At 53.0% G+C, this 23,022-nt stretch carries 29 protein-coding genes and 1 other RNA gene; 16 read left to right on the top strand and 14 right to left on the bottom strand.

The window, feature by feature from the left end; translation table 11 throughout:
* Positions 1-79 precede the first annotated feature (79 nt).
* Positions 80-3,490, top strand: a complete 3,411-nt coding sequence (locus tag ACKVOS_RS11530; RefSeq protein ID WP_409212149.1) for a carboxypeptidase regulatory-like domain-containing protein — start codon at positions 80-82, stop codon at positions 3,488-3,490.
* Positions 3,491-3,541: 51 nt separating this feature from the next.
* Here the strand turns inward: ACKVOS_RS11530 and mtgA are convergent, their stop codons facing one another.
* From mtgA to ACKVOS_RS11515, 3 genes are all read right to left on the bottom strand, one after another.
* The gene (mtgA, locus tag ACKVOS_RS11525) at positions 3,542-4,243 is read right to left on the bottom strand and encodes a monofunctional biosynthetic peptidoglycan transglycosylase (RefSeq protein ID WP_409212148.1); all 702 of its coding nucleotides are present in this window, start codon (positions 4,241-4,243) and stop codon (positions 3,542-3,544) included.
* 53 nt (positions 4,244-4,296) lie between these two features.
* A complete protein-coding gene (gene rpoH / locus ACKVOS_RS11520) occupies positions 4,297-5,202 on the bottom strand; it encodes an RNA polymerase sigma factor RpoH (RefSeq protein WP_409212147.1) in 906 nt (301 codons plus the stop codon).
* Positions 5,203-5,274: 72 nt separating this feature from the next.
* Entirely contained in the window at positions 5,275-6,216 is a 942-nt protein-coding gene (locus ACKVOS_RS11515) for an RluA family pseudouridine synthase (protein ID WP_409212146.1), read from the bottom strand.
* Positions 6,217-6,253: 37 nt separating this feature from the next.
* Here ACKVOS_RS11515 and ACKVOS_RS11510 point away from each other — a divergent pair, with 37 nt between their 5' ends.
* The 14 genes from ACKVOS_RS11510 (at position 6,254) to ACKVOS_RS11445 (ending at position 18,095) form a co-directional block, all read left to right on the top strand.
* Positions 6,254-6,640 carry a Mov34/MPN/PAD-1 family protein gene (locus ACKVOS_RS11510; RefSeq protein WP_409212145.1) on the top strand — a complete coding sequence of 129 codons (387 nt, stop codon included), beginning with the start codon at positions 6,254-6,256 and terminating at the stop codon, positions 6,638-6,640.
* A 57-nt stretch (positions 6,641-6,697) separates the two neighbouring features.
* Entirely contained in the window at positions 6,698-7,339 is a 642-nt protein-coding gene (locus ACKVOS_RS11505; protein WP_409212144.1) for a histidine phosphotransferase family protein, read from the top strand.
* 86 nt (positions 7,340-7,425) lie between these two features.
* A complete protein-coding gene (locus ACKVOS_RS11500) occupies positions 7,426-9,801 on the top strand; it encodes a chemotaxis protein CheA (protein WP_409212143.1) in 2,376 nt (791 codons plus the stop codon).
* Complete coding sequence (locus ACKVOS_RS11495) at positions 9,801-10,235, top strand: chemotaxis protein CheW (RefSeq protein WP_409212142.1); 435 nt, start codon at positions 9,801-9,803, stop codon at positions 10,233-10,235. The genes ACKVOS_RS11500 and ACKVOS_RS11495 overlap by 1 nt, the downstream gene beginning before the upstream one ends.
* Before the next feature lie 96 nt (positions 10,236-10,331).
* Positions 10,332-10,697, top strand: coding sequence for a response regulator (locus ACKVOS_RS11490; protein WP_409212141.1), 366 nt, complete (start codon positions 10,332-10,334; stop codon positions 10,695-10,697).
* A gap of 12 nt (positions 10,698-10,709) precedes the next feature.
* Positions 10,710-11,795 carry a chemotaxis-specific protein-glutamate methyltransferase CheB gene (gene cheB / locus ACKVOS_RS11485; protein ID WP_409212140.1) on the top strand — a complete coding sequence of 362 codons (1,086 nt, stop codon included), beginning with the start codon at positions 10,710-10,712 and terminating at the stop codon, positions 11,793-11,795.
* A complete protein-coding gene (locus tag ACKVOS_RS11480; protein ID WP_409212139.1) occupies positions 11,792-12,655 on the top strand; it encodes a CheR family methyltransferase in 864 nt (287 codons plus the stop codon). Before cheB ends, ACKVOS_RS11480 begins: the two co-directional genes overlap by 4 nt.
* 503 nt (positions 12,656-13,158) lie before the next feature.
* Entirely contained in the window at positions 13,159-13,851 is a 693-nt protein-coding gene (locus ACKVOS_RS11475; protein WP_409212138.1) for an N-acetylmuramoyl-L-alanine amidase, read from the top strand.
* 6 nt (positions 13,852-13,857) lie between these two features.
* An RNA gene (gene rnpB, locus ACKVOS_RS11470) (RNase P RNA component class A) lies at positions 13,858-14,227 on the top strand.
* A 102-nt stretch (positions 14,228-14,329) separates the two neighbouring features.
* On the top strand, positions 14,330-14,635 hold the full coding sequence (locus tag ACKVOS_RS11465) for a hypothetical protein (RefSeq protein ID WP_409212137.1): 306 nt from the start codon (positions 14,330-14,332) through the stop codon (positions 14,633-14,635).
* 56 nt (positions 14,636-14,691) lie between these two features.
* Complete coding sequence (locus ACKVOS_RS11460) at positions 14,692-15,327, top strand: Yip1 family protein (RefSeq protein ID WP_409212136.1); 636 nt, start codon at positions 14,692-14,694, stop codon at positions 15,325-15,327.
* Between the two features lie 296 nt (positions 15,328-15,623).
* A complete protein-coding gene (locus ACKVOS_RS11455) occupies positions 15,624-16,157 on the top strand; it encodes a J domain-containing protein (protein WP_409212135.1) in 534 nt (177 codons plus the stop codon).
* Positions 16,158-16,196: 39 nt separating this feature from the next.
* Positions 16,197-16,589, top strand: coding sequence for a hypothetical protein (locus tag ACKVOS_RS11450; protein ID WP_409212134.1), 393 nt, complete (start codon positions 16,197-16,199; stop codon positions 16,587-16,589).
* 51 nt (positions 16,590-16,640) lie between these two features.
* Entirely contained in the window at positions 16,641-18,095 is a 1,455-nt protein-coding gene (locus ACKVOS_RS11445; RefSeq protein WP_409212133.1) for a PepSY-associated TM helix domain-containing protein, read from the top strand.
* Here the strand turns inward: ACKVOS_RS11445 and ACKVOS_RS11440 are convergent.
* The 11 genes from ACKVOS_RS11440 to ACKVOS_RS11390 all read right to left on the bottom strand — a co-directional run bounded on the left by ACKVOS_RS11440 (position 18,083) and on the right by ACKVOS_RS11390 (position 21,815).
* The gene (locus ACKVOS_RS11440; protein WP_409212132.1) at positions 18,083-18,487 is read right to left on the bottom strand and encodes a SufE family protein; all 405 of its coding nucleotides are present in this window, start codon (positions 18,485-18,487) and stop codon (positions 18,083-18,085) included. The two genes, ACKVOS_RS11445 and ACKVOS_RS11440, sit on opposite strands and share 13 nt — an antisense overlap.
* Positions 18,488-18,514: 27 nt before the next feature.
* Complete coding sequence (locus ACKVOS_RS11435; RefSeq protein ID WP_409212131.1) at positions 18,515-18,757, bottom strand: hypothetical protein; 243 nt, start codon at positions 18,755-18,757, stop codon at positions 18,515-18,517.
* A gap of 33 nt (positions 18,758-18,790) precedes the next feature.
* Positions 18,791-19,048 carry a hypothetical protein gene (locus ACKVOS_RS11430; RefSeq protein WP_409212130.1) on the bottom strand — a complete coding sequence of 86 codons (258 nt, stop codon included), beginning with the start codon at positions 19,046-19,048 and terminating at the stop codon, positions 18,791-18,793.
* Positions 19,049-19,050: 2 nt separating this feature from the next.
* Positions 19,051-19,335 carry a hypothetical protein gene (locus ACKVOS_RS11425; protein WP_409212129.1) on the bottom strand — a complete coding sequence of 95 codons (285 nt, stop codon included), beginning with the start codon at positions 19,333-19,335 and terminating at the stop codon, positions 19,051-19,053.
* Positions 19,336-19,345: 10 nt separating this feature from the next.
* A complete protein-coding gene (locus tag ACKVOS_RS11420) occupies positions 19,346-19,645 on the bottom strand; it encodes a hypothetical protein (RefSeq protein ID WP_409212153.1) in 300 nt (99 codons plus the stop codon).
* Positions 19,646-19,692: 47 nt separating this feature from the next.
* A complete protein-coding gene (locus ACKVOS_RS11415) occupies positions 19,693-19,983 on the bottom strand; it encodes a hypothetical protein (protein ID WP_409212128.1) in 291 nt (96 codons plus the stop codon).
* A complete protein-coding gene (locus tag ACKVOS_RS11410) occupies positions 19,980-20,138 on the bottom strand; it encodes a hypothetical protein (protein WP_409212127.1) in 159 nt (52 codons plus the stop codon). The genes ACKVOS_RS11415 and ACKVOS_RS11410 overlap by 4 nt, the downstream gene beginning before the upstream one ends.
* Before the next feature lie 24 nt (positions 20,139-20,162).
* Positions 20,163-20,543 (bottom strand): envelope stress response membrane protein PspC, encoded by a 381-nt coding sequence (pspC, locus tag ACKVOS_RS11405; RefSeq protein WP_409212126.1) that lies wholly within the window; start codon positions 20,541-20,543, stop codon positions 20,163-20,165.
* Position 20,544: 1 nt separating this feature from the next.
* Positions 20,545-20,835 (bottom strand): envelope stress response membrane protein PspB, encoded by a 291-nt coding sequence (gene pspB, locus ACKVOS_RS11400; RefSeq protein WP_409212125.1) that lies wholly within the window; start codon positions 20,833-20,835, stop codon positions 20,545-20,547.
* 4 nt (positions 20,836-20,839) lie between these two features.
* Positions 20,840-21,523: a phage shock protein PspA gene (gene pspA / locus ACKVOS_RS11395; protein ID WP_409212124.1), complete on the bottom strand. Its 684-nt coding sequence runs from the start codon at positions 21,521-21,523 to the stop codon at positions 20,840-20,842.
* Positions 21,524-21,626: 103 nt separating this feature from the next.
* Entirely contained in the window at positions 21,627-21,815 is a 189-nt protein-coding gene (locus ACKVOS_RS11390) for a hypothetical protein (protein WP_409212123.1), read from the bottom strand.
* 169 nt (positions 21,816-21,984) lie between these two features.
* Here ACKVOS_RS11390 and pspF point away from each other — a divergent pair, with 169 nt between their 5' ends.
* The gene (gene pspF, locus ACKVOS_RS11385) at positions 21,985-23,022 is read left to right on the top strand and encodes a phage shock protein operon transcriptional activator (protein ID WP_158898951.1); all 1,038 of its coding nucleotides are present in this window, start codon (positions 21,985-21,987) and stop codon (positions 23,020-23,022) included.

Here is a 23,022-nt window from a genome sequence, read left to right as displayed (position 1 = left end):
ACGATCACTCAATTCGCACGGATTCGTCACGCTAGATGCGGAACTTGCGACAGACCAAAAGTATTGAGGATCTAAGTATATGCAACTTCGTTATTTTTTGGCCGCCAGTGCCGCGGCCCTTTCGATTGCGTCTGTCGTTGCCGTTCCTGCCTCTGCCCAGCAAATCACTTCGGGTATTGAAGGCAAAGTCAACGATAGCAATGGAGCGCCAGTTACCGGAGCAACTGTCGAAGTTACCGATACGCGAACAGGTAATACACGAACATTGACCACCGACAGCAATGGCTTCTTTCGCGCAGATACGCTGAGCACGGGGGGCCCCTATTCGGTTACCGCCACTGCTGATGGATTTGAAGGGCAGACGGTTGAGAACATCAACATCAACTTGCAAGGCAATTCGCAACTCAAATTCGCGCTAGCCAGCGGCGCAGATTCCGAAACGATCGTTGTTTCGGGGGCTCGGGCGCAATTAACACGGTTGGCGATTGGTCCGGGCACGTCATTCGGTGCCGACGAGCTTGAAAACCTGCCTTCCATTACCCGTGATATCCGCGACATCATCCGCATCGATCCACGCGTAAGCCTTGATCGGACCGATGAGGTCGACCGCATTTCCTGTCTTGGTGGTAATGATCGATCCAACGCATTTTCCGTTGATGGTATACTTCAGTCGGATGTTTTTGGTCTGAACGGAACTCCGTTCGCTTCGCGCAACTCTTTGCCTTTGCCATTTGATTCGATTGCAGAAACTTCAGTCGAATTTGCACCGTTCGATGTCCAGTATGGCGCCTTTACAGGTTGCGCGATCAACGTTGTAACCAAGGCGGGCCAAAATGATTTCCATGGCACGGCGTTCTTCACCTTCGCCAGCGACGGCTTGCAGGGCGACTCGATAGCAGGAACGGATTTCACACCGGCGCCATTCAATGAATATCGTTGGGGCGCGACTTTGTCTGGTCCAATCATTAAAGATCGTCTTTTCTTCTCGCTAGGATATGAAGAAACCGACACAGGTGACAGTCAGGATGACGGCCCGGTCGGTGCTGGCTTCGCCAATGAACTGAATTTTGTTAATGAAGCGCAGTTCAACGAATTTTCGGATGTTCTGAAGAATGTCTATGGGCAGGAAACCGGGGGAATTGCCCGCACTTTGCCTGAGAAAAACCGGCGGTTGTTTGGTCGTATTGATGCATATATCAACGAAGATCATCGGGTCGAGCTCAGTTACCAGCGCTTGGATGAGCTTAATGTTGAGCCAGATGATCTTTCGGGTACGAACTTTGCAGGGTTGAATACTTTTGAGCAGGAAGGCACAAAATCCAACTATTATTCCGGTCGCGTATATTCGCAATGGACCGACGACTTTTCTACCCAAATCCGCGTTTCACGCGCTGACGTGCGAGACGTGCAAGGTCCTGTAGGCGGCGGTGAAGCTCAGTCGGAAAATCCGATACCGCGCTTCATTGTTGGCACCTCTAATGTCGTTGATGGTAGGACATTTGTCGGAACATTGCAGGCTGGACCTGGTTTTTTTAGGGCAGCAAATGACCTGGCAACCACGATAACGCAGGTACGTGCTCAAGCGTCGTTAAAGCGGAATAGTCATGATTTGCTGTTCGGTGTCGATTATAACGAGCTTGATGTGTTCAATTTATTTGCGCCAAACTCCACCGGGACGTTAGTTTTTGCGAACATAAACGACTTCCGTAACGGAATACTTTCGGGTGGAAATAACACCAACCCGAATGCCGCAGCGGTTCTTGCAGCACAAGCGGCAGGCGCCTTTGGTAACTTCACGGCGTCTGGCGACGTTAATGATGCTGCCGCAGCTTGGAAACGTCGTACATTTTCCGTTTTGGCGCAGGATAAATGGCAAGCTTCGGACAGCCTGAATATTTTGGCTGGCGTTCGGCTTGAATGGTATCAAGGTGACGCGCCCAAAGCCAATCCCAACTTTTTAGCTCGCTATGGTTTTACTAATAGCGTGTCATTTGGAAAGTTTGATCCCGTTCTTTTACCGCGTTTGGGTTTCACTTATGATGTTGGCAATGACGGATTTCTAAGTTCGACACAGATCAAAGGCGGAGTAGGTGTTTTCACCGGCGGTGACCCGGCTGTGTTTGTGTCTAACGCTTTTTCTAATGACGGATTTGCGACCGGCGCTGGCCAGACGGGTGTCGCTAGCTGCTTCCCAACAAATGGAGCGCGGGTAGATGTCGTTGTAAATGGCCAGTTTACCGGACTTCCTGAATGCGTAACCAAAGATGCAGGGGTGAATTCGGCTCGTGGTCTGGCAGATACGCAGTCCACTGATCCAAGCTTTAAAGTTCCGACCGTAATTCGTGCCAACATTGGCTTGGGCACCAAATTCGGAACAGGCGATGGTGGGTTTTTCGACAATTGGGGTTTCAATTTCGACTACATTTATAGCCGCTTCAAAGATCCCGTCGATTTTGTTGATCTTGCCCAAGTCGTTGACACGCGTTTGGGTTTAAACGGATTTACGGTTGATGGCCGCCCAATTTACCGTGCTATCGACCCCACAGCTGCTGGATGTACCGCCACGTTGAACGGAACTGGGGGGCCAGGTTTTACATTTTCAAATGTTTCGCCGGCATGTTTCAATACCGGTCGTGATGACGAAATCCAGCTGACCAACGGTGCAGATTTTGATAGCCATGTTGCGTCTGTTGTTCTGTCAAAACGGTTCGGTAGCGGCGTATTTACCGACGGTGGCAGTGTAAACTTTAACCTTGGATACGCTTTCACCGATGCAAAAAACAATCGCTTTAACAACAGCGCGACCGCAACTTCGAATTATGACTTTGCCGCCGCATTTGACCGCCAAAATTCGGCCGTTGCCACAAGCGAATTTGCGAACAAACATAATCTAACGTTTTCGATGAATTTTAAGGAGCAATTCTTCGGTGATTATGACACGCAATTTGGTTTTGTTTTTGTAGCTCGCTCGGGACGCCCTTATAGCGTGACTTGGAATGATGGCGGGGTGTTTAATGATGCCGCCTCTGGTGCGGATAATGCCCTGCTTTACGTTCCAACAGGAGTAACAGACCCCAATCTGTCACCGACCTCCAATGCTGCCGGCGTTGCTGAACTAGAAAAGTTTGTGGCGGCCAATCCTTGCGTAGCAAAATTCCGCGGACGGACATTGCCGCGCAACAGTTGCACCAACGACTCCTTCTACGATTTGGATTTGCGATTCAGCCAAGAATTGCCGGGGCCGGGACGTTTGTTCGGCGTGGAAGATTCGGTCCGTTTGTTTGTCGACTTCGACAATTTCCTGAATCTGATCAGTGATAGCGCAAATGTGTTCCGTCGTTTCGGATTTGAAGTAAGCCCTGTAGGGTTGAGCGGCGTTGATAATGCTGGTCGTTATATTGTCAGCAATGCTTTTGAACAGCAGAACAACTCCATTCAAACCAGCTCGTCATTGTGGCGGATGCAACTGGGAATTAGCTATAAATTCTAAGTTCTAAGTCGTGACATGGGGGGGCGTGAGAAGTATTTCTCTCGCCCCTTTTCATTTATAAATACAGCTATCCAGCCCGTCACGCTTTACCACGCGGATGCGGGCGGCGATGCTGTTGCCGTAACGGCGTGTGTAGCCACCGACACCGTTGACCGCGCGCTTTTTGGGCAAGGGCAATATTGCGGCAAGTCGCGCTGCTTCGATGCGGGTCAGGTTTTTCGCGCCTTTCTTGTAGTAGCGGAGCGCCCCGGCCTCGGCTCCATAGGTGCCGATGCCTGTTTCTGCGACGTTCAGATAGACTTCCATGATGCGGCGTTTGCCCCAGATGGTTTCGATCAGAAATGTGAAATACACTTCGGGCACTTTGCGGAGGTAACGGGTCCAGCCACTGCCTTGCCACAAAAAGACATTTTTGGCGGTTTGCTGGCTGATGGTCGATCCGCCGCGTATCCGCCCGCCGCTTTTGTTGCGTTGAAGGGCCTGTTCGATAGCTTCGCGGTCAAATCCGTCATGGTTGCAGAATTTGCCGTCTTCTGCCGCGATGACCGCACGAACCAGATTGGGGGAAATGTTGGATAACCGCGTCCAGTCCCGCGTCGCGCCATTGCTGTCGAACAGCATGGTGAGGGTGGTTGGTACCGGGACAATAGCGTACATCGCGGTCAGCGCGATGCTGCCGATCACGAAATATAACAACCATTTGAAGGTAAAGCGAAAGAAACGGGCGGAAAACGAGCGCTTCGGTTTGATCATGGATCAAAGCTAGCGCAGCGCAATCCGCCCGTCACCTATTTTTACATATCGCCTTAATTGGCGAGGATTAAACGCTTTTCGCCTGCAATACGCATCATCGCTTTTTGCAGCTTTTCAAAAGCGCGTACTTCTATCTGGCGCACACGCTCGCGGCTGACGCTATAGGTCTGGCTCAATTCCTCGAGCGTTTTCGGCTCGTCGATTAAACGCCGCTCGGTCAAAATATGCTTTTCGCGGTCATTCAGGCTGTCGAGTGCTTCTGACAACATCGCATGCCGCATATCGCCTTCTTGTGCATCGGCGACACGTTCGTCCTGCAACGGTTCATTATCGACAAGCCAGTCCTGCCACTGCCCATCGCCGTCTTCGCGCATGGGCACGTTCAACGATGTATCGCCGCCCATCGCCATGCGACGGTTCATATTGTGCACTTCTTCTTCCGATACGCCCAGATCGGTCGCAATTTTGGCCACAGCTTCAGGGTTTAAGTCGCCATCCTCAAAGGCTTGCAGATTGTTCTTCATCCGGCGCAGATTGAAGAAAAGCTTCTTCTGCGCGGCGGTGGTGCCGATTTTCACTAGGCTCCAGCTGCGAAGGATGAATTCCTGCATCGACGCACGGATCCACCACATTGCGTATGTCGCAAGGCGAAAGCCACGGTCGGGATCGAATTTCTTCACGCCCTGCATCAACCCGATATTACCTTCGGAAATCAGCTCGGAAACCGGCAGGCCGTAGCCGCGGTAACCCATTGCGATTTTCGAAACGAGGCGCAGATGTGACGTGACCAGCTGCTCGGCAGCTTTCGGGTCGCCATGTTCTTGATAGCGCTTGGCGAGCATATATTCTTGCTCAGGCTTCAAGACCGGAAACTTCCGTATCTCACTCAAATAACGATTAAGGCTCGCATCCCCCCCAAGGGCAGGGATTGTTGCCGGAACATTCTTACGATCAGACATGTTTCTCTCTTTCAGTTTTGCCTACGCGCGGGCCTCATCAAGCACCCGGTAACAAGCGGTTACTATCGAATCTTATAATCGGAGATGACTTAACAGAAGCTGCATATCCTCTGGTAAATTGCTCTCGAACCGGAAAGATTCTCCAGATACAGGATGAATAAACCCTAGAGACGCGGCGTGCAATGCCTGTCTATCAAATTTGGATTGATTTTGTCCGATTTTGTAAGGGTTTTGTCGATTAGAATAAACGGAATCACCGATTAGTGGATGGCCAATATGCGCCATATGGACGCGAACCTGATGTGTCCGACCGGTTTCAAGCGTGCATTCAATCAATGCTGTTTTTGCAAAAGTCTCACACAAGCGATAATGCGTAACCGCGTGCTTCCCTTTGTTTTCGGGTAGAACTGCCATTTTTTTGCGGTTAGTCGTAGACCGTCCAATTTGGGTGCGAACCGTTCCCGCAGGTGGTGCGGGCACGCCACTTACAATTGCATAATATCGTCGCTCGATGTCATGGCCTGCAAATAATTTGGCGAGCCCTTCATGTGCAGCATTGCTTTTCGCCACGACAAGGAGGCCAGAAGTGTCCTTATCGATCCGATGGACAATTCCTGGACGTTCGACGCCGCCGATGCCCGACAATTGCCCTTTGCAATGATGCAGCAAGGCGTTGACCAGCGTCCCGTCAGAATGTCCTGCTGCTGGATGGACGACTAAACCTGCGGGTTTATCCACCACGACCAGATGTTCGTCTTCAAAAATAATGTTTAAGGCGATTTCCTGGGCCTGCGCCTTATCGGGACGGGGACTGGGAACCGACAGTTCAAACCTCTGCCCGATAAATTTCCTGGAGGCAGCGTCATTGGTTGTCGTTCCACCAACGCGCAGGGCATCTTCGGCGATTAAGCCCTGTATGCGGGCACGCGAAAACTGGGGGAGGGCATTCGCGACCGCACTGTCGAGACGACCTTCCCCTAAGACTCCTGAAAATATGGTGTTTTCCGCAAGCATCGTTTAGACATGGGTGATGCCGTTACGAATATCAAGAATGCATCTTAGCGATTTGCTCGGGTGGGCCGCGGACGCGGGAAATAAGGAATGTTGCGGCCTGTTGCTGGGCCGTGAAGATTGCGTAACCGGCGTTGAATTAAGTGAAAATGTCGCCGCCAACCCGGAGACGCATTTTGAAATAGACGCAGCAGTTCTGCTTTCGCACAGCAAGCGCGCGCGGGAGGGAGGAGAGCCGATCCTCGGATATTTCCACTCACATCCCAATGGACTTGGGCAACCCTCGTCGACGGACATCGAACACGCCGCTGCGGATGATCGTTTTTGGCTCATCATTGCCAAAGGCCAAGTGACGGCATGGAAACCCAAAGTCATAGAGCAGCGCGTGCGTCAATTTGAATCCATTCCCATTCTAGTCGAGGGTTGAATCCACGCGAAACAACGTCCATGAGCGCTTCATCAAGCTAATCTGGGGATTGTTTCAATGATGGAGTCAGAGGTAGACCTTGCAAGCCTGTTGTGTTCACGGTTGTGCCATGACTTGCTGAGCCCGGTGGGCGCCATGAACAACGGCCTGGAATTGCTGGCAGACGAACATGATCCTGAAATGCGGCAGCGTTGCATGGACCTGTTGGCCGAAAGTGCAAAGTCAGCAGCGGACAAGTTGAAATTTTTTCGCCTCGCATTCGGGGCTGCGGGTGGATTTGGTTCGGAGGTTGACCCCGCAGATGCAAAAGCAGTCATTGAACCGCTTGTGACAGCAAGTGGGCGGACTACTCTGGACTGGGCGGTTCCGCCTGCGTTCATGCCCAAGCGCGCCATTAAAATCCTGTTGAACCTGGTCCTGCTTGCCAATGACGCGCTTGTCCGGGGAGGTACGCTGTTCGTGGGTGCCGAAAGCCGGGAAGGCGAGCATGAAATTGTGATACGCGCCAGCGGACCTAAAATTGTCATGGACCAAGCGATCCGGGCCACGTTGGCGGGGGATCTCGATGCGTCATTGGTTGACTCGCGTAACGCAGCGGCTTGGATGGCCCGCAATCTTGCGATCCGCGGCGGCGGCGTAGTTCAACTCGCTGAACCTGACCCCGAACATCTTATAATTGGGGCGCTAATTCGCAATTGAATCCCGGTGGTTCAAGCCAGCGTGTAAACTGCATTTTAACCATATGACGTCACATTCGGGGCTTCCGATATCGAGGCCTCTGGTACATGGACGATTTGCTTGACGATTTCATCGCTGAAACGCGCGAAACGCTGGAGGCGCTTTCGGGGCAATTGGTCCAATGGGAGAAAAACCCCCAAGACCGCACGCTCATCGATAGTGTTTTCCGATTTGTTCATACGGTAAAGGGCAGTTGCGGCTTTCTTGATCTGCCCAGGCTTTTGCGGCTTAGCCATGCAGCAGAGGATATATTAAGCTGTGCCAGAGATGGGCAAATAATTGCATCTGCACAGTTGGTTACAAAAATACTGGCGGTGGTTGACCGCATAGCGGCGTTAACCGAAGCTTTAGATACTGGACGTGCATTATTCGACAATGATGGCGATCTTATTGAAGAAATGCTGGCGTTTCTTCCCTCGGAAGATGTCGGTCAAATCGATGATGCCGAAACGGCCGGAATACTCGACCCCGAAAATGACAACAGCGCCAGTACCATCAAATCGAAAGCGAGAACTGTCCGAGTCTCGCTGAACCTGCTTGACCGGTTGATGAACGGCGTATCAGATATGGTTCTGGCACGAAATGAAGTGTCGCGTCAGCTTAGAAAATCCCAAGCCGAGGCGGATGTTGATATCGCTTTTGGTCGATTGTCGGCTTCGGTCGCCGAGATGCGCGATACAGTCGGCTTGATGCGGATGCAAAATATTGACCGGCTGTTTTCCTCACTACCGCGCTTGTTGCGTGATATCTCGCTTGAGCTAGGCAAAGAAGTGGAATTGCGGATCGATGGCAGCGAAGTTGAAGTGGACCGTGAAATGGTGGAGGCTTTACGCGATCCGCTAACGCATATTCTGCGAAATGCGGTCGATCATGGAATCGAAACCGTTAAAGATAGATTGGCTGCCGGGAAACATCCGGTGGGACAAATTCATATCGTTGCCCGACAATCCGGCAATCAGATTTTGATAGAAATAGCAGACAACGGTCGTGGCATTGATCTGGAAAAGCTGGGCAGCCGTGCGGTTGCGTCGAAAATAGTCACGGCCCCGGAATGGCAAAAATTGAGCGAAAAGGCGCAACTTAACACCATTTTTGTTCCAGGCCTGTCGACGGCAAGACAGGTAACTTCGATTTCGGGCCGGGGCGTCGGCATGGATATTGTTAAGAGCAATTTGCAAGCCATCGGCGGCACCGTGGATTTGGAAAATTCAGTTGGCCAAGGGCTAAAAATGACTCTGCGGTTACCGCTGACATTGTCAATTATCGCCGGCCTTTCCATCAAAGCCGGCGATCAGTTTTTTGGGGTATCGCGCAATTCCGTGGTTGAAATCTTGTCGTCTACCAACAAAAATGTGAAAATTGACGATTTGGGCGGGGCAAGCGTCGCGCATATTCGGGGGCAGCGCTATCCCTATGCCAAGCTTGAGGATCTGCTGGGTATCGACGAAGTGGAAAACCCGGTTTCGTCCAACAGGACTTTGATTGTCATACGGCCAGCTATTGGGCGCATTTATGTGCTCGATGTTGAAAGCGTAATCGACAATGAAGAGCTCGTCGTTAAGCCTGGAGCTCCGATTATAATGAGATCCGGATTATTTGCCGGAACAACTTTGCCCGATAATGGCCGGCCGATGTTGCTGCTTGACGCCAGCGGTTTGGGGGAAGCTATTGGTGTGGAGCAAGTGCCAGAAGATGTCGCATCTCAATCCGATGAGATCGTCCAAAAAGTGGCAAAGCGGCCTTCCGCTTTGCTGTATATTGCGACAGACGGCGCCACACGGGCAATCAGGTTAAACGTGGTGGACCGCATCGAAGACATCGACGTTGCCGATATTGCCTATGTCGGTGGCAAAATGCTCGCCAATGTCGCAGGAAATCTATTCGATATTTGCGAATTGGAAAACTTGCCGGACGAAGGGCAAATCAAGTTACTGCGCCTCAGTGACGGGCAAAGTACCAAGTTTCTGGCGGTTGAGGATGTTTTGGACATTTTTACGCTGGAGGGCGAAATCTATCCCAGTGCACAGCCTCAGATATTCGAAGGCGTTGTGATGACGCAGGATCAATGCGTCGAATTGGTCAATGTTTTCCAATATTTCGAGTTGCAAACTGATGTGGCGCTTTCACAGAATAGCGGACCCCTCTGCTTTATTGGATGCGATGAAAACTCCGAGTGGGAAAAGCGCATTTTAGCTCCTTTGCTAACGGCGTCGGGTTATGCCGTCAGCTTTGACGACGCGGACCGCAAGGACGCGGCAATTGTCCTGTGTCGGGATGAGGGTAATGACGTCCCCGATGATGCTAGAATAGTGCGCTTGCGTGAGACTTTGGTCCCCTCAACAGTCGCCGCCGCAAGCGTATACCGTTACGATAGAACCGGTTTGCTCTCTGCGATTCAATCCAAATTGGCGGGGGCGGCATAATGGCTGAATTGTTTCTTATCGCGTATATCGACGGTTGCCGAGTGGCGATCGATAGCGGCCGGATCGAATCCATTGTGCACGTGCCCGAGATTATATCCGTGCCCCGCTCCGACCCATCCATTGCAGGTCTTTTTGCCTTGCGAAGCCGGGTGCTAACCCTGATCGACAGCCAATATTCTATCACCGGCATGCGTCGGCAACTGGGAAAAGGTTGTCTTGCCGTTGTGGTTGAAATCTCCGGTCACCATTATGGTTTGGCGGTGGACAAAGTCGAAGATGTTGTATCGATCTCCGATGAAGTTATCCAGAGGTCGATCAATCCGTCCGCGAAATGGAAATCCATTGTTTCAAACATAGCGCAGGTCGGCGAAAATTTGGTGATGATTCTCGATCCTTCAAAAATGGTGCGGGGTGATCTGGTGTTGGCAGCTTGAAAATTGCCGAAAGTCTCTGCGAAATCGTCAAATTAACGTGTCGATAACATCAGCAGTTTAGGTTCCTGTCGGGACCAGAATGAAAGTGAATGTTTGATGAGAACATGTTTAATCGTTGATGACAGCAAGGTAATCCGGAAGGTTGCCCGCCATATCCTTGAAACCATGCAATTTGATGTGGCCGAAGCTGCTGACGGAAAGGAAGCACTGGATCATTGTAGCGGGACAACGCCTGACGTCATACTCCTCGACTGGAACATGCCGGTGATGAGTGGAATGGACTTTCTGCGCGCTTACCGTTCAACATTAGAATCCGCAAAAGCCAAAGTGATATTTTGCACAACGGAAAATGGCGTTGACCACATAAAGGCCGCGATTGATGCTGGTGCAGACGAATATGTGATGAAACCATTTGATCGCGAAACATTAGAGGCCAAGTTGCAAATCGTTGGTTGTCTATAAAAGAATTATCTCGTGACAACCACTCACCCCATAACACGCCCGGTGCGGGAACATGAAGTTGCACCAATCCGCGTAATGCTTGTGGATGACAGTGTGGTTGCGCGGTCGATCTTTGCGCGTGTGCTGGAACAACATCAATGTATCGAAATTGTGTGCCAGGCGGCCGACAGTGAAACCGCGCTGGCGCAGTTGAATTGCAATGATGTCGATATCATCTTGCTTGATATCGAAATGCCCAAACGATCCGGTCTGGATGCTTTACCAGATATACTCGTCAGGTCGAAGGGTGCGCGCGTTCTGGTTGTGTCTTCCTTTGCCGAAGAAAATGGGACCGCTGCGCTCAACGCATTGTCGCTTGGCGCTTGCGATACGCTGGCGAAACCGGGAAAGTCAGGATTTTCGGGGAAATTCTCGGAAATTTTGATTGATAAGGTCGTGCGGTTAGGCCGTTCACGTCGGAACTCCGACTATCGTGAACTTGGGGCATCGGCCAAATTAGCTGTCGAATACCAGAAATTGGTTCGACCGGAATGTATCGCGATCGGGGCGTCTACCGGCGGGATACCTCCGATTTATGAGATTATTGGTAATCTGGTGCCTGATCTCGATTGCCCGATTTTCATTACACAACATTTGCCCGACGCCTTCATGAGCTTTTTCGCGCGTCAATTAGCCGGTCTGACATCACGCACAGTGTCGGTTGCTGTCCCCGACGAGGTTGTAAAGAAAAACCATATTTATATTGCGCCCGGCGATGCCCACCTTATTTGCCGCCGGGAGAAAAACAGCGTCGTTCTTGATCGATTGGACCATTTTTCGGAAAGCCGATATTGCCCTTCGGTCGATGCAATGTTTCGGTCTGTGGCCGATATTTACGGCGCGGGCTGCATGGGGATCGTTTTTAGCGGAATGGGTAATGACGGCGCGAGCGGCGCATCCGACATCTTTGCGGCCGGAGGAACGACTTTAGTGCAAGATGTCGAAACGTCGGTGGTCTGGGGTATGCCGGGGGCCGTTGCCAAGTCCGGCTGTGCCAGCGCGATTTTATCACCCGTGCATATGACCGAATTGCTGAAGCGCATTGCGAAATCTTCATGACCATGTTGCAGTCTAGGGCATATGCGATTCTGTCGGCCTTGCTGGAAAAGCACACTGGCCAAACATTGCTGGCCAACCGGCATTGGCGCATTGATATGGCTTTGAAACCATTGATGCGCGAAAATTCCATTCCCGATCTTGATACGTTGATTGCGCTTATCGAAATCGACGCAGATCCAAAGCTGACAAATGCGTGTGTCGAAGCCATGATCAACAATGAAACCTGCTTTTTCAGGGATCAGGCTAACTTTGCGTTACTCACCGGCCCTGTGCTTGATATGTTGCGTGAACACAGGATGGGGACGAAAAAGCTCAGAATATGGTCAGCGGCATGTTCGACGGGACAAGAACCATATTCGCTGGCGATGTCGTTTAGTGAAAATGCCGAAAAATGGCGGGGTTGGAATATCCAGATAATCGCCACCGACGTGTCCGCTTCTGCTTTATCACAAGCCCGGGCCGGACGATATTCACAATTCGAAATCCAACGTGGCCTGCCTGTAATGCAGATGTTGCGCTATTTTGAACAGAATGGCGAAGACTGGATAGCCAAGGAACATTTGCGCCGCGCCGTCACATTTTCCGAGCACAACATGCTGCAATCCGCCCCGCATTTCGGGAAATTCGACGCAATTCTGTGCCGTAATATGCTGATGTATCTGGGTGAGCAGAAACGCACAGAGGTTTTGGATGCGATAGCGACACGGATAGCAGATGACGGGCTTTTGATGCTTGGTGCGGCCGAAACCGTAATCGGTCAAACGCAACATTTTAAGGCCAGTCAGGAATTTCGCGGTTTCTATGAACCGATTACCCGTGCCGTTGCTCAACACATGTCTGCCCAGCGAATATTCGGCTAATATTGCACTGGCAGAGTGCGAAGTTCTACCCGAAAAAAGATGCTTTTTGACGTGGCTGAAGCTTCCACGCCGTTTTCCAAAAAGGGGAAAAGCGATCTGTTTTCGCTCTGCCCGATATCCAAAAGCCGCGCAAATATGCTGTTTTTTGCGGCCGTTGGTAAGAAAAAATCCTACAAAATTTTGTTATTCCCAATGTCAAAGAGCGCCCTTTTCTGAAGCGGAAAAGGGCAGGGTAAATTTGCCAGAACAAATCCAACAATTCAATGTCACACGACCTCGAAGGTGACAAAGGCAGGGCGAAGTTATGCGCGTGAGGCATTCTGGCTCGACGACAGCTGCCTTGCATATAATCGCAATCACGCTGCTATGGTTAGATTTGCCGCAATGACAATTGGTGTTAGCCGTCTAATGCATCCCCATCTTCATTCGTATCACGCTCATTAACTAATACGAGGGAGCCGGGAACCGTTGCACTAACATCATGCTCTGCTTATGGTTGTCGCATGACCATGATCTGGACACCTTCGCCCAATTTTGGGGAGCGGACGCTCCCTATCAATATGCTTGTTTTGCATTACACAGGAATGCCATCCGGCGCGGCCGCAATCGATTGGCTGGCGAACCCGGATTCAAAAGTTTCGGCGCATTATGTCGTCGATGAGGATGGGCAAATTGTGTACATGGTCCGCGAAGAACAGCGGGCGCAGCATGCCGGATTATCCTATTGGCGCGGCATTACCGATTGTAATAGCGCCAGTATCGGCATCGAAATCGTCAATCCGGGACATGAATTTGGCTATCGCGCATTTCCCGAAGCGCAAATGGATTCGGTGACGCGATTGGTCGCGGAACTCGTCAAAACCTATAATATTGAGCCGCGCAATGTTGTCGGGCACAGCGATGTAGCACCGGCGCGCAAGGAAGATCCGGGGGAGCTTTTCGATTGGGCGCGCTTGGCAAAACTAGGTTTCGCGGTTCCACGCCCCACGGAAAAGCTGGTTGATCCAGGCTGGACGGATGCGGCCTTTTTGTTGGCGATGGAACGTTATGGCTATGGTGTTGCTGACGGCCGGGCTGCTGTCGTCGCATTTCAGCGCCGATTCCGCCCGGAAAATATCGATGGCGTGATCGACGGCGAATGCCGCGCAATATTGTGGAGCCTGCTCTTGGCGTATGAGGGTGGGGGTGCTACATAGGCGGAGCCAGAGGGTTGGGCGACCGCCGCTTCACGGGTAACTGTGTCGGGGAGGAAAGTCCGGGCTCCAGCGAGGAACGGTGCCGGATAACGTCCGGCTGAGGTAACTCAAGGGAAAGTGCCACAGAAATCATACCTCCGCATTGCGATGCGGTAAGGTCGAAATGGTGCGGTAAGAGCGCACCGCGTTGCTGGTAACAGGAACGGCACGGCAAACCCCACCGGGAGCAAAACCGAATAGGGGCGGCACATGGCATCCTCCTGCCAGTCGCCCGGGTTGGTTGCATGAGCGGCGCAGCAATGCGCCGCCTAGATGAATGGTCGCACAATCGCCTTCGGGCGGTGGACAAAACCCGGCTTATAGACCCTCTGGCTTTTTACCCCATGTCCAATAGGCAAAGGCAAAGATGGCGATGATGGCTGCTTCGGTGAGTATGGGCGGTCCGACACGGGCGACGTAACCATCAATGGCGATGCTGATGAAACGGCCCAGCAGCGCGCTGCCGACTAACAATATGGATGCCAACAGCCACGTCCGGCTTTGCTTTGCGGCGGCGATAAATGCGAATAGAGCAATCGCCAGAAACAGACCGCCGACATCGGCCCGAATATTGGCGCGCCCGATTTCACCAATTGCTTCGATGCCGCGTTCAGAAGACAGTTCGTCCAGTTTGAACCAGTGCGGATTGACGCCCAGCAAGGCCATTATGCCTATCAATCCAACAATAATTCTCGTCACAATCGCCATTCTCGACTCCTTTACGCGCACGTCAACATTTACATAACGCCATGATTATGTTCTGTCTTGCTTTTGGAGACTAATTTATTGAGGGGTAAGTCAATGTCGATTGTGGACCGTGCAAAAAATATCATCCTAAAGCCTGTGGATGAGTGGAACGTTATTGCCGAAGAACCTGCAACGGTAAGCGGTATATTTACCAGCTATGCCATGATTTTGGCCGCGATTCCTTTGTTCGCAGGAATCCTTTTTACCGGCGCGCTGGGGATGACCGCGGGTGGCATGGGTGGCTTGGGCGGTGGTGCAATGGCTATGGGCTTTACTGCCGTCGCCGGCATGGCCGTGATAGGCTACATCCTGTCGATGGTTACGTTATATTTGATGTCGATGATCGTAAACAGCGTATCGCCCAGCTTTAATGGCAAATCTGACTTGACGCAGTCGACCAAACTTATGGCCTATGCATCAACACCGACTTGGGTCGCAGGCCTGGTCGGTTGGGTGCCGATTGTGGGCGGCTTGGTCGCATTGGCGGCAATCGCCTATGTTGTTTACCTCATCTATCTCGGGTTGAAGCCTGTCTTGGGTGTGCCGCAAGAAAAAGTTGCCGGGTTTACCGTGGTGATAGTGCTTATCTACATCGTTCTGACAGCGATTGTTTCTGGCATCATTATCGGGCTTTTATTCTCGACCTTCTTTGGCAGCGCGATGATGGCAGGTGCAATGTCCGGCGCATAAATAGCGCGTTTGGATGGGATGTTGGGGACAGTCCCTAGATAACACAAGGCCGGGGACTGTCCCTTTAGGGACTGTCCCCTTTTGCTTGCGGACTGACTTAAGATGTTGGGGACAGTCCCCAAGGGGACAGTCCCCGGTGCAGTTCTACGGGGACAGTCCCCGGTGCAGTTTTACGGGGACTGTCCCTTTAGGGACTGTCCCCTTTTGCCTGCAGACTGTCCCTTTTTTGAAGTGTATTTAATAGAACCCCATCCTAGGCTCTAGCAATATCGCCATGCCGTCGCTAAGTCGGCGGCATGGTTCGTTCCACACGAAAAAATGACTGGGGATTCCCCCGCTGGCGCGGCTATGGCAGCAGCAGTGAAGCACAGCAGGTGCGGCTTTGCGACCGGCATGGCTGTAACAAGGCCGGTAACTGTCCAGCACCCAAATCCCCCAACAACCCGGACCGATGGATGTTTTGTGAGGATCACGCCGCGGAATATAATCGCGGATGGGATTATTTTGAGGGGTTGACCAAAGAAGAGGCGGAACAGCGCGAAGCCAATGAGCGGCGCGATGCATCGGGTTACAAGGAAGCCGCCCATTATGGCTGGGCCGGATCCGGCGACGGCAGCCGGACGCGGGACGAGATGCATGCGCTCGACATATTGGGGCTGGAAAGTGATTCCAACTTCGAAGATGCCAAGAAAGCCTGGCGCAAAATCGCAAAGGAAACCCATCCCGACGTGAATCCCGGAAACGCCGATGCAGCCAAGGCTTTTCAGGCCGGGCAAGCGGCGTATGACGTCCTGCGCGTTGCGGAGGAACGGCGGGATTGGAAGGGTTAGGGGCTTGCGCGACCAATAGTGCAGGGGCATAGGGCGCGCGTGATTCGTACCTTTTCGCCATTCCGGAACTTGGCCGCCGCGCTGATTGTGCTGGCGCTCGCTGTGCGGGTGGTCATTCCATCAGGCTTTATGCCAACCGGCGAGCGTGGCTTTGCACTGACGATCTGTACCGGCGTGGACACGCAGACAGTCTGGATGGACAAATCGGGCAAGCTGCACAAGGAAGACCCGTCCCACGGCAAATCGGTCGAGCATCAGCCCTGCGCCTTTGCAGGTGCCGCGATGGCCGGCGATGCGCCCGCCGACACAATCTTTATCGCAATGCCGCCCGTCGCAACGGCGGTTCCCGTATTTGCGATGCGCGAGATTTCGGTCGGTCACGGCCTCGCCGCACCGCCGCCACCGGCCATAGGCCCACCTTCCTACATCTAAACATCAGGGCTGCTTTGCGGCCTTTCTCCCGTTTAGATTTAGGAAAAAACCATGAAAATCAAAAGCTATTTGCGTGCCGCCGAGGAAAAACTCGCGGACGATCAAGTATTGCGCGCGCCTTCGTCTTATCGATCGGTGTGGCAATTGCATTTTTATGCAGGGCTGTTTGTCGCGCCGTTCTTGCTGCTTTTGGCGATAACGGGCAGCCTTTATCTATTCGACCGCGAGTTTGAAAATTGGTGGGATCGTGATTTCGCCAAGGTTCAAATTGAAGGCAAGCCGATGTCACTCGCAATGCAGGAGAGCGCCGTCAAAGCGATCGATCCTGCGAGCGAGGTGAAGCGCGTTGTCCTTCCTTTTGCCAAAGACGACACGGCCAAATGGCTTTTGCAGGGCATGGACGGCCGGAAACATGAAGTATTTCTCAACCCCTATACCCTGCAAGTTACCGCCATTCGCAACCCGGAAGATGCGCCGATGGCGTTCATCCGGCGCATCCACGGGACTCTGCTGGGAGGAGAGATCGGGAGCCATATTGTTGAACTGGTGGCTTGTTGGACTTTGGTGATGCTGGTGACCGGGCTTTGGATGTGGTGGCCCAAAAACTGGCGCGTGAAGGGGGTTTTGGTGCCGCGGACTGGCGCAGGCGGACGCAGGATGTGGCGTGATTTGCACGCGGTTCCGTCGGCGCTTGTCTCGGTTTTTGTGATCCTGCTTGTGCTCACCGGCCTACCTTGGTCCGCCTTTTGGGGTGTGCAGCTTGCCAAGCTTGGTGAATATGCCCCCTTTGTCGCACCGACCCCGAATTTTGCTGCGCACGCACCCGCAGCCCATGCCGACCACAAAACAAGCTCGGTTCAAAAGATGCCGCCGGCGCATAATCATATGGACCATATGCAACATATGGATGCGACCAGCGACCCGGCAAAAGCGAAGGTTCCCTGGGTCATACTAAATAGTCCGCTGCCCATGGGCGGAGAGCCTTTGGTTGGTATAGCAAAAGTCGAACCGCATCTTGCGATGCTGGACCGCGCGCAATTTGGCGAAGGTGTACGTATTTTTTATCCTGATGGTCCGGGCGGGACGTTCATGATCAATTATATTCCCGACCAAGCCGAAGGGCAGCGGACAATTCATGTGGATCCTGCAAATGGGAATATGATCGATGATATCGGCTGGGCGCAATATAGTGCGGGCGGTCGCGCAATCGAATGGGGCACGATGCTCCACATAGGGCGGCAATATGGGTGGGTAAACCAGCTTGCCAATTTACTGGTATGCTTGGCCCTGATCGGTGCCGTCATTTCGGCTCTGGTGCATTATTGGAAACGACGACCAAAGGGCGAACTTGCCGCGCCGAAAGTTCATAAAGATGCGCGGATGCCGCAAGGCCTTAAATGGGGGCTGATTGCTATGGCAATTGTCTTTCCATTGGTCGGTGCTTCGATGGTGCCAATATTGGCCTATCGGTTCTTGAAAAACAGGCGTGCCGTTCAGCCGGCGTAGCGCGCGGCGGTTTCGCGGATTAGCGCGATCATATTGGGGATGCCCTGCGTCCTGTTCGAACTCAGCTGGTTTTTGAGATCGAACGGGGCGAGGGCGCCCTCTATGTCCGTTTGGCCGATTTCGGCGGCAGACTTGCCTTCGACGGTTTTCAGGACAAGCGCGATGATGCCTTTGGTGATCGCAGCATTGCTGTCGGCAAGGAAGGATAGCTTGTCCGCATCGGTAACCGGATAAACCCAAACGCTCGCCGAACATCCGCGCACCAACGTTGCATCGGTTTTGAGGGCGTCGGGCATAACTGGCAATATTTTGCCAAGGTCGATCAGCAAACGATATCTGTCGTCCGCGTCCAGAAAATCATATTCTTCAAAAATGTCGTTCAGAGCGCTCATGTCGCGCCCCGCTTATGGCGGTCGGCTTCAGATATCAATCCCTGCCGCAATAGCTTCCAGTTTTTTCACACGCTCTTTTAGGTCGGCAACCTCGATCCGTGAGGTTGCCGACGGTAAAGGCGCATCACCGCGTTGCCGCGCCATTTCCAGTTCGGCATGCTTCAACGCGATCCAGTCACGCCAGCCGCGCAGCGAAAGGGTCGATACCACCGCGACACATGTCAGAGCGAAAGCACCGATTATAATGTAGAAATTGGGATCCTGAGTCATGGGGCTCCTTCCTTTCAGTAGTCGTTCGGCCGATTAGCGGTCACGTAGTTGTTCGATTTGACGATTGATGTCATTTGCGGATTCATTGTCTGTGGCGATGCGCTCCAGAACCTGAATACGATCCTTCAGCGTGCGGATTTCCTCCCGCATATGTAAGGCGTCGGGATCATCCAGCATCCGTTGTTGACCGCCGCCCAACTCCATCTCTTTTTGTTTGTGTTTCGACCAAATGGCGAAACCACCAAGAATGAAGGGAGCAAGCGGAATTAAAATCCACACTTCATCGAACATCGTTACACCTCCTCTTTTTCGATCCGCGTTACCGGGGGTTCACGGAGATTTTCGATCGCATGGGCGACTTCGTACCCGCTGTCTGTGATGATCCGTTCAAGCACTTGGATGCGTTGTTCCAACCGGCCGTTGTTCGCGGCATATTGCGCGGCTTTTTCGGCAATCATTTGGGCTTCAATCTCCATTTTGCGCTGACGATATGCAAACCACGGTTTAACAAATACGCCACCGAAAATAGCAAGCAAGCCGCAGCTGATGCCAAGAATTGGTATGATAATCCCGTCCATGTTTACCCTTTCAATTTGTCGGACCGCGAAGCGATTCAATTTCTGCCGTCAGCCGATGGCTATCGTCCACGACAATCTTTTCGACATTGGCAAGGCGGTCTTTGACCGAACCCAATTCTGCACGAAGCTGCGCGTTCTCCTGGCTCAACAGACGGACCCGTTCGACGGCCTCCCGATCATTTTTCGGATATACCGCCTGGCCCCAAGCGCCATCCAATGGATAGCCGTTTTTAATCCGCAACCAGGTTGTGACAACCCATCCTGCCACACCCACAACCGTGATAAGCGTTATCGGCATAGCGAGCCGCATTAAGCCTTCTACTAAAGTCGGGTCCATTTTTCACTCTCCCTTCGCGCTTAGCGCAGTCTTTCGATTTCTTCCGACAGGCGCCCGGCTTTGTCCGTGACGATGCGTTCCAGAACTGCGATGCGTTCTTCCAGATTGCCGATCTTATCGTTCAGCGTTGCATTTTCGTTGCTGAGCAAATCGATTTTACGATCCGCATCTACATCTACTTTCGACGTCGTCCCGCCCCATTCATTTTCCAATGGATAGCCGTGACGGGCCCTGATCCAATTGTTGATAATCCACCCAGCGGTGCACACCAAGACAATAGCGACAATGAATGATGGTCCACTAAAGCTCATGGCAAATCCTTCCAAGGCAGGCGGCGCGTTACCGGTTTAATGTCCGAATTGCGATATTCGACGCGCCAGTTGCGTTGGTCGGCATTCCGTTTTTTCTTGGCGAAGTGCCGGTAAGCAAACCAGGCAATCAGGCCAAGGACTATCAAGGTGAACATTATACTTCCCTCCAAAGACCCTGCTTAGCGCAGGCTTTCGATTTCGTCGGCCAGCTGCTTGTTGTTGCTGACATAATAAAGTTCGACATCGGCAAGGCGGTTGTCGATTTCCCGGAAGCGCGAGCGAATGTCGCGCGTTGTGCGGGCAGGGGATTGCCGGACACCTTGCCAGAATTTCTGATCGTCATTGTCGACATAGAGGTGGATCGGTTTTTTGTTGGCGAACCATGCCGCACCGACATAAGCGAACAACGTCCAGGGGAAACCACCCGCCAGTGTCAGAATGACTGCGCCGAGACGGACCCAGAGAACATCCACACCGGTATAGTCGGAGATCCCCGCGCACACGCCTTTCCATTTAGCATTTTGCTTGTCGAGATAGAATTGTGTGTGTTTGCTGCTCATCTCAACGGTTCCTTTCCAGCCGGCGGATATTTTCTGCGGTATAATCTTCTGCGTCATGATCGATGCGGCGCGGTGTGAAATTGGGGTTTTCCTGCCCTACAAGACGTTCCACCGTACCCATGCGATCTTCCAAGCGGCGGGCCAGTTCGTACATTTCGCCCAGCAGCCGTTCGTCATCATTGGTCAGCGTCGCAGCCGTTTTCCATTTCGTGACATGGTGCAGGATGAGCCATGGGAGGCCGAGAAAGAGGATGCCAACAACAATCGGCACCATGATGACTTCACCGTCCATAATCTCAACCCTCCTTCTTCGCGTCTTGTTTCATGGCTTTTTTCATCGCCTCCAGTTCGGCATCGACGACATCGAAGGATTCGAGGGCGGCGATTTCGTCACCAAGGCTGCGTGGGGCGTCGCTGCCGATGGCAAGCGAGTCAGCATAGCCCTGGGCCTCGTCGACCCGGCGTTCCAGAACGTCGAAGCGGGAAAAGGCTTCGCGGACTTTGTCGCCATTATACATGGTGCGCAGCTTGACCTGATTTTCCGCACTTTCAAGGCGGGTCATCAGCGCGTTCTGGCGACTGCGGGCATCGGCGAGCTTTTTCTGCAGCTTGTGAATATCCTGCTCAGATGCTTTCAGGGCATCGTTGAGAACATCGACTTCAGCGGTCAGCTGGTCCTTCATGTCGGTGGCCTTGCGCTTTTCAAGCAAAGCCGCCTTGGCGAGGTCCTCGCGATCCTTTGACAATGCGAGATGCGCCTTGTCCGTCCAATCCGCCTCAAGGGTGTTCAGCTTGTCGATATGGCGACGCAGTTCTTTCTGGTCGGCGATCGTGCGCGCGGCAGAGGCGCGGACTTCGACAAGGGTTTCTTCCATCTCGAGGATGATCATGCGGATCATCTTTGCCGGGTCTTGCGACTTGTCGAGCAAGTCGGTGACGTTGGCGGCGATAATGTCGCGGGTTCGTGAAAAAATGCCCATTGGGTAACTCCGGTTATGACTTGTTCTGTACGCGTCTTCAATAATGGGGGCGACCGGGGTTGGGAGGGGGGAGCTGGGGGACCCCGGTCGCGGGCTCACGAAGTCAGGCAAGATAGCTGACGACGATAGGCCGTTGGGAATGTGAATATGCATTGACCTGATTGTCTTCCTGGTGATTGAACACCGAAATCGCATAGCTGGTAAAGATCATGGACATGGACAAGGCCACGGCCACCCAGAGACGGCTTTCGCTTTCTTTGAAGCTTTCCTGTGCTTTGTTTTCGGTGCTCATTTTGGTCTTCCCTTTGTTTGCTTTGCCTGCTTGTGCCGGCTTGCAAATAGTATTGCAGGGAGCGTGCCAATTTCACTTTCTCCCAGAAATTAGCCGGTTTTTCATATTTCTTGCCCATATCGACTGGTAAATATTGCTATTAGGTGGTGAAATATGCCAATCTTTAAAAATGGAGCGTGATAGCCATCAATTCATCGGACAATCGTCCGCCTTTCTCGACGCCGTAGAGCGTGCCAGCCGTGCCGCGCCGCTGAACCGGCCGGTGCTGGTGGTGGGCGAACGGGGGACGGGTAAGGAATTGATCGCCGAGCGTCTGCACCGCCTGAGCTCCCGCTGGGACGGGCCGCTGGTGACCATGAACTGCGCTGCCCTGCCGGAGACCTTGATCGAGGCGGAACTGTTCGGGCATGAGGCAGGGGCGTTTACCGGTGCCACCCGCTCTCGCGAGGGGCGCTTTGAAGAGGCGGACGGGGGGACGCTGTTCCTCGACGAGCTTGGAACGCTTAGCATGGGCGCGCAGGAACGGCTATTGCGCGCGGTGGAATATGGCGAGGTGACCCGCATCGGTTCCTCGCGTCCCGTGCGCGTCGATGTACGCATCGTTGCGGCGACCAACGAACATTTGCCCAATATGGTCGAGGCCGGAAAATTCCGCGCCGACCTTTTGGACCGGCTCTGCTTTGAAGTCGTGACCTTGCCCCCGCTGCGGGTGCGGGAGGGCGATGTCGAGGTGCTGTCCGATTATTTCGGACGGCGCATGGCGGCGGAACTGGGCTGGGATGGCTGGCCCGGCTTTGGCGAACTGGCGCGGCGGGCGATGGAGAACCATCTGTGGCCGGGCAATGTGCGCGAACTGCGCAATGTCGTCGAACGCGCGGTCTATCGCTGGGCGGATCCTAGCCAGCCGGTGGACTATATCCAGTTCGACCCGTTCGACAGCCCGTGGCGCACCGGCATTGCCGCAGCCGCACCGACGAACGCGCCGACGAGCAAGGACAATGAAACCGCCGAACCGCGCTACTCCACCGATTTGAGCCAGATGGTGGACGTGTCCGACTTTCGCGAGGCGACCGAGAAATATGAAAAGGCGGTGCTGGAACAGGCGCTGGCCAAATGCCGCTATAATCAGCGCCAAACGGCAAAAGCGCTCAACCTCAGCTATGACCAGCTAAGGCATACGCTGAAAAAGCATGATCTGTTGAGCTAA

This window comes from Sphingorhabdus sp. (assembly GCF_046154385.1).
Lineage (GTDB): Bacteria > Pseudomonadota > Alphaproteobacteria > Sphingomonadales > Sphingomonadaceae > Sphingorhabdus_B.
This window is presented reverse-complemented; position numbering and strand designations above follow the sequence as displayed.

Bases quoted from the DNA above. Each gene is read 5' to 3' on its own strand.
- ACKVOS_RS11530 (WP_409212149.1), top strand. From the start codon at position 80: ATGCAACTTCGTTATTTTTTGGCCGCCAGTGCCGCGGCCCTTTCGATT.
- mtgA (WP_409212148.1), bottom strand. From the start codon at position 4,243: ATGATCAAACCGAAGCGCTCGTTTTCCGCCCGTTTCTTTCGCTTTACC.
- rpoH (WP_409212147.1), bottom strand. From the start codon at position 5,202: ATGTCTGATCGTAAGAATGTTCCGGCAACAATCCCTGCCCTTGGGGGG.
- ACKVOS_RS11515 (WP_409212146.1), bottom strand. From the start codon at position 6,216: ATGCTTGCGGAAAACACCATATTTTCAGGAGTCTTAGGGGAAGGTCGT.
- ACKVOS_RS11510 (WP_409212145.1), top strand. From the start codon at position 6,254: ATGCATCTTAGCGATTTGCTCGGGTGGGCCGCGGACGCGGGAAATAAG.
- ACKVOS_RS11505 (WP_409212144.1), top strand. From the start codon at position 6,698: ATGATGGAGTCAGAGGTAGACCTTGCAAGCCTGTTGTGTTCACGGTTG.
- ACKVOS_RS11500 (WP_409212143.1), top strand. From the start codon at position 7,426: ATGGACGATTTGCTTGACGATTTCATCGCTGAAACGCGCGAAACGCTG.
- ACKVOS_RS11495 (WP_409212142.1), top strand. From the start codon at position 9,801: ATGGCTGAATTGTTTCTTATCGCGTATATCGACGGTTGCCGAGTGGCG.
- ACKVOS_RS11490 (WP_409212141.1), top strand. From the start codon at position 10,332: ATGAGAACATGTTTAATCGTTGATGACAGCAAGGTAATCCGGAAGGTT.
- ACKVOS_RS11480 (WP_409212139.1), top strand. From the start codon at position 11,792: ATGACCATGTTGCAGTCTAGGGCATATGCGATTCTGTCGGCCTTGCTG.
- ACKVOS_RS11475 (WP_409212138.1), top strand. From the start codon at position 13,159: ATGACCATGATCTGGACACCTTCGCCCAATTTTGGGGAGCGGACGCTC.
- ACKVOS_RS11465 (WP_409212137.1), top strand. From the start codon at position 14,330: ATGAAACGGCCCAGCAGCGCGCTGCCGACTAACAATATGGATGCCAAC.
- ACKVOS_RS11460 (WP_409212136.1), top strand. From the start codon at position 14,692: ATGTCGATTGTGGACCGTGCAAAAAATATCATCCTAAAGCCTGTGGAT.
- ACKVOS_RS11455 (WP_409212135.1), top strand. From the start codon at position 15,624: ATGGTTCGTTCCACACGAAAAAATGACTGGGGATTCCCCCGCTGGCGC.
- ACKVOS_RS11445 (WP_409212133.1), top strand. From the start codon at position 16,641: ATGAAAATCAAAAGCTATTTGCGTGCCGCCGAGGAAAAACTCGCGGAC.
- ACKVOS_RS11440 (WP_409212132.1), bottom strand. From the start codon at position 18,487: ATGAGCGCTCTGAACGACATTTTTGAAGAATATGATTTTCTGGACGCG.
- ACKVOS_RS11435 (WP_409212131.1), bottom strand. From the start codon at position 18,757: ATGACTCAGGATCCCAATTTCTACATTATAATCGGTGCTTTCGCTCTG.
- ACKVOS_RS11430 (WP_409212130.1), bottom strand. From the start codon at position 19,048: ATGTTCGATGAAGTGTGGATTTTAATTCCGCTTGCTCCCTTCATTCTT.
- ACKVOS_RS11425 (WP_409212129.1), bottom strand. From the start codon at position 19,335: ATGGACGGGATTATCATACCAATTCTTGGCATCAGCTGCGGCTTGCTT.
- ACKVOS_RS11420 (WP_409212153.1), bottom strand. From the start codon at position 19,645: ATGCGGCTCGCTATGCCGATAACGCTTATCACGGTTGTGGGTGTGGCA.
- ACKVOS_RS11415 (WP_409212128.1), bottom strand. From the start codon at position 19,983: ATGAGCTTTAGTGGACCATCATTCATTGTCGCTATTGTCTTGGTGTGC.
- ACKVOS_RS11410 (WP_409212127.1), bottom strand. From the start codon at position 20,138: ATGTTCACCTTGATAGTCCTTGGCCTGATTGCCTGGTTTGCTTACCGG.
- pspC (WP_409212126.1), bottom strand. From the start codon at position 20,543: ATGAGCAGCAAACACACACAATTCTATCTCGACAAGCAAAATGCTAAA.
- pspB (WP_409212125.1), bottom strand. From the start codon at position 20,835: ATGGACGGTGAAGTCATCATGGTGCCGATTGTTGTTGGCATCCTCTTT.
- pspA (WP_409212124.1), bottom strand. From the start codon at position 21,523: ATGGGCATTTTTTCACGAACCCGCGACATTATCGCCGCCAACGTCACC.
- ACKVOS_RS11390 (WP_409212123.1), bottom strand. From the start codon at position 21,815: ATGAGCACCGAAAACAAAGCACAGGAAAGCTTCAAAGAAAGCGAAAGC.
- pspF (WP_158898951.1), top strand. From the start codon at position 21,985: ATGGAGCGTGATAGCCATCAATTCATCGGACAATCGTCCGCCTTTCTC.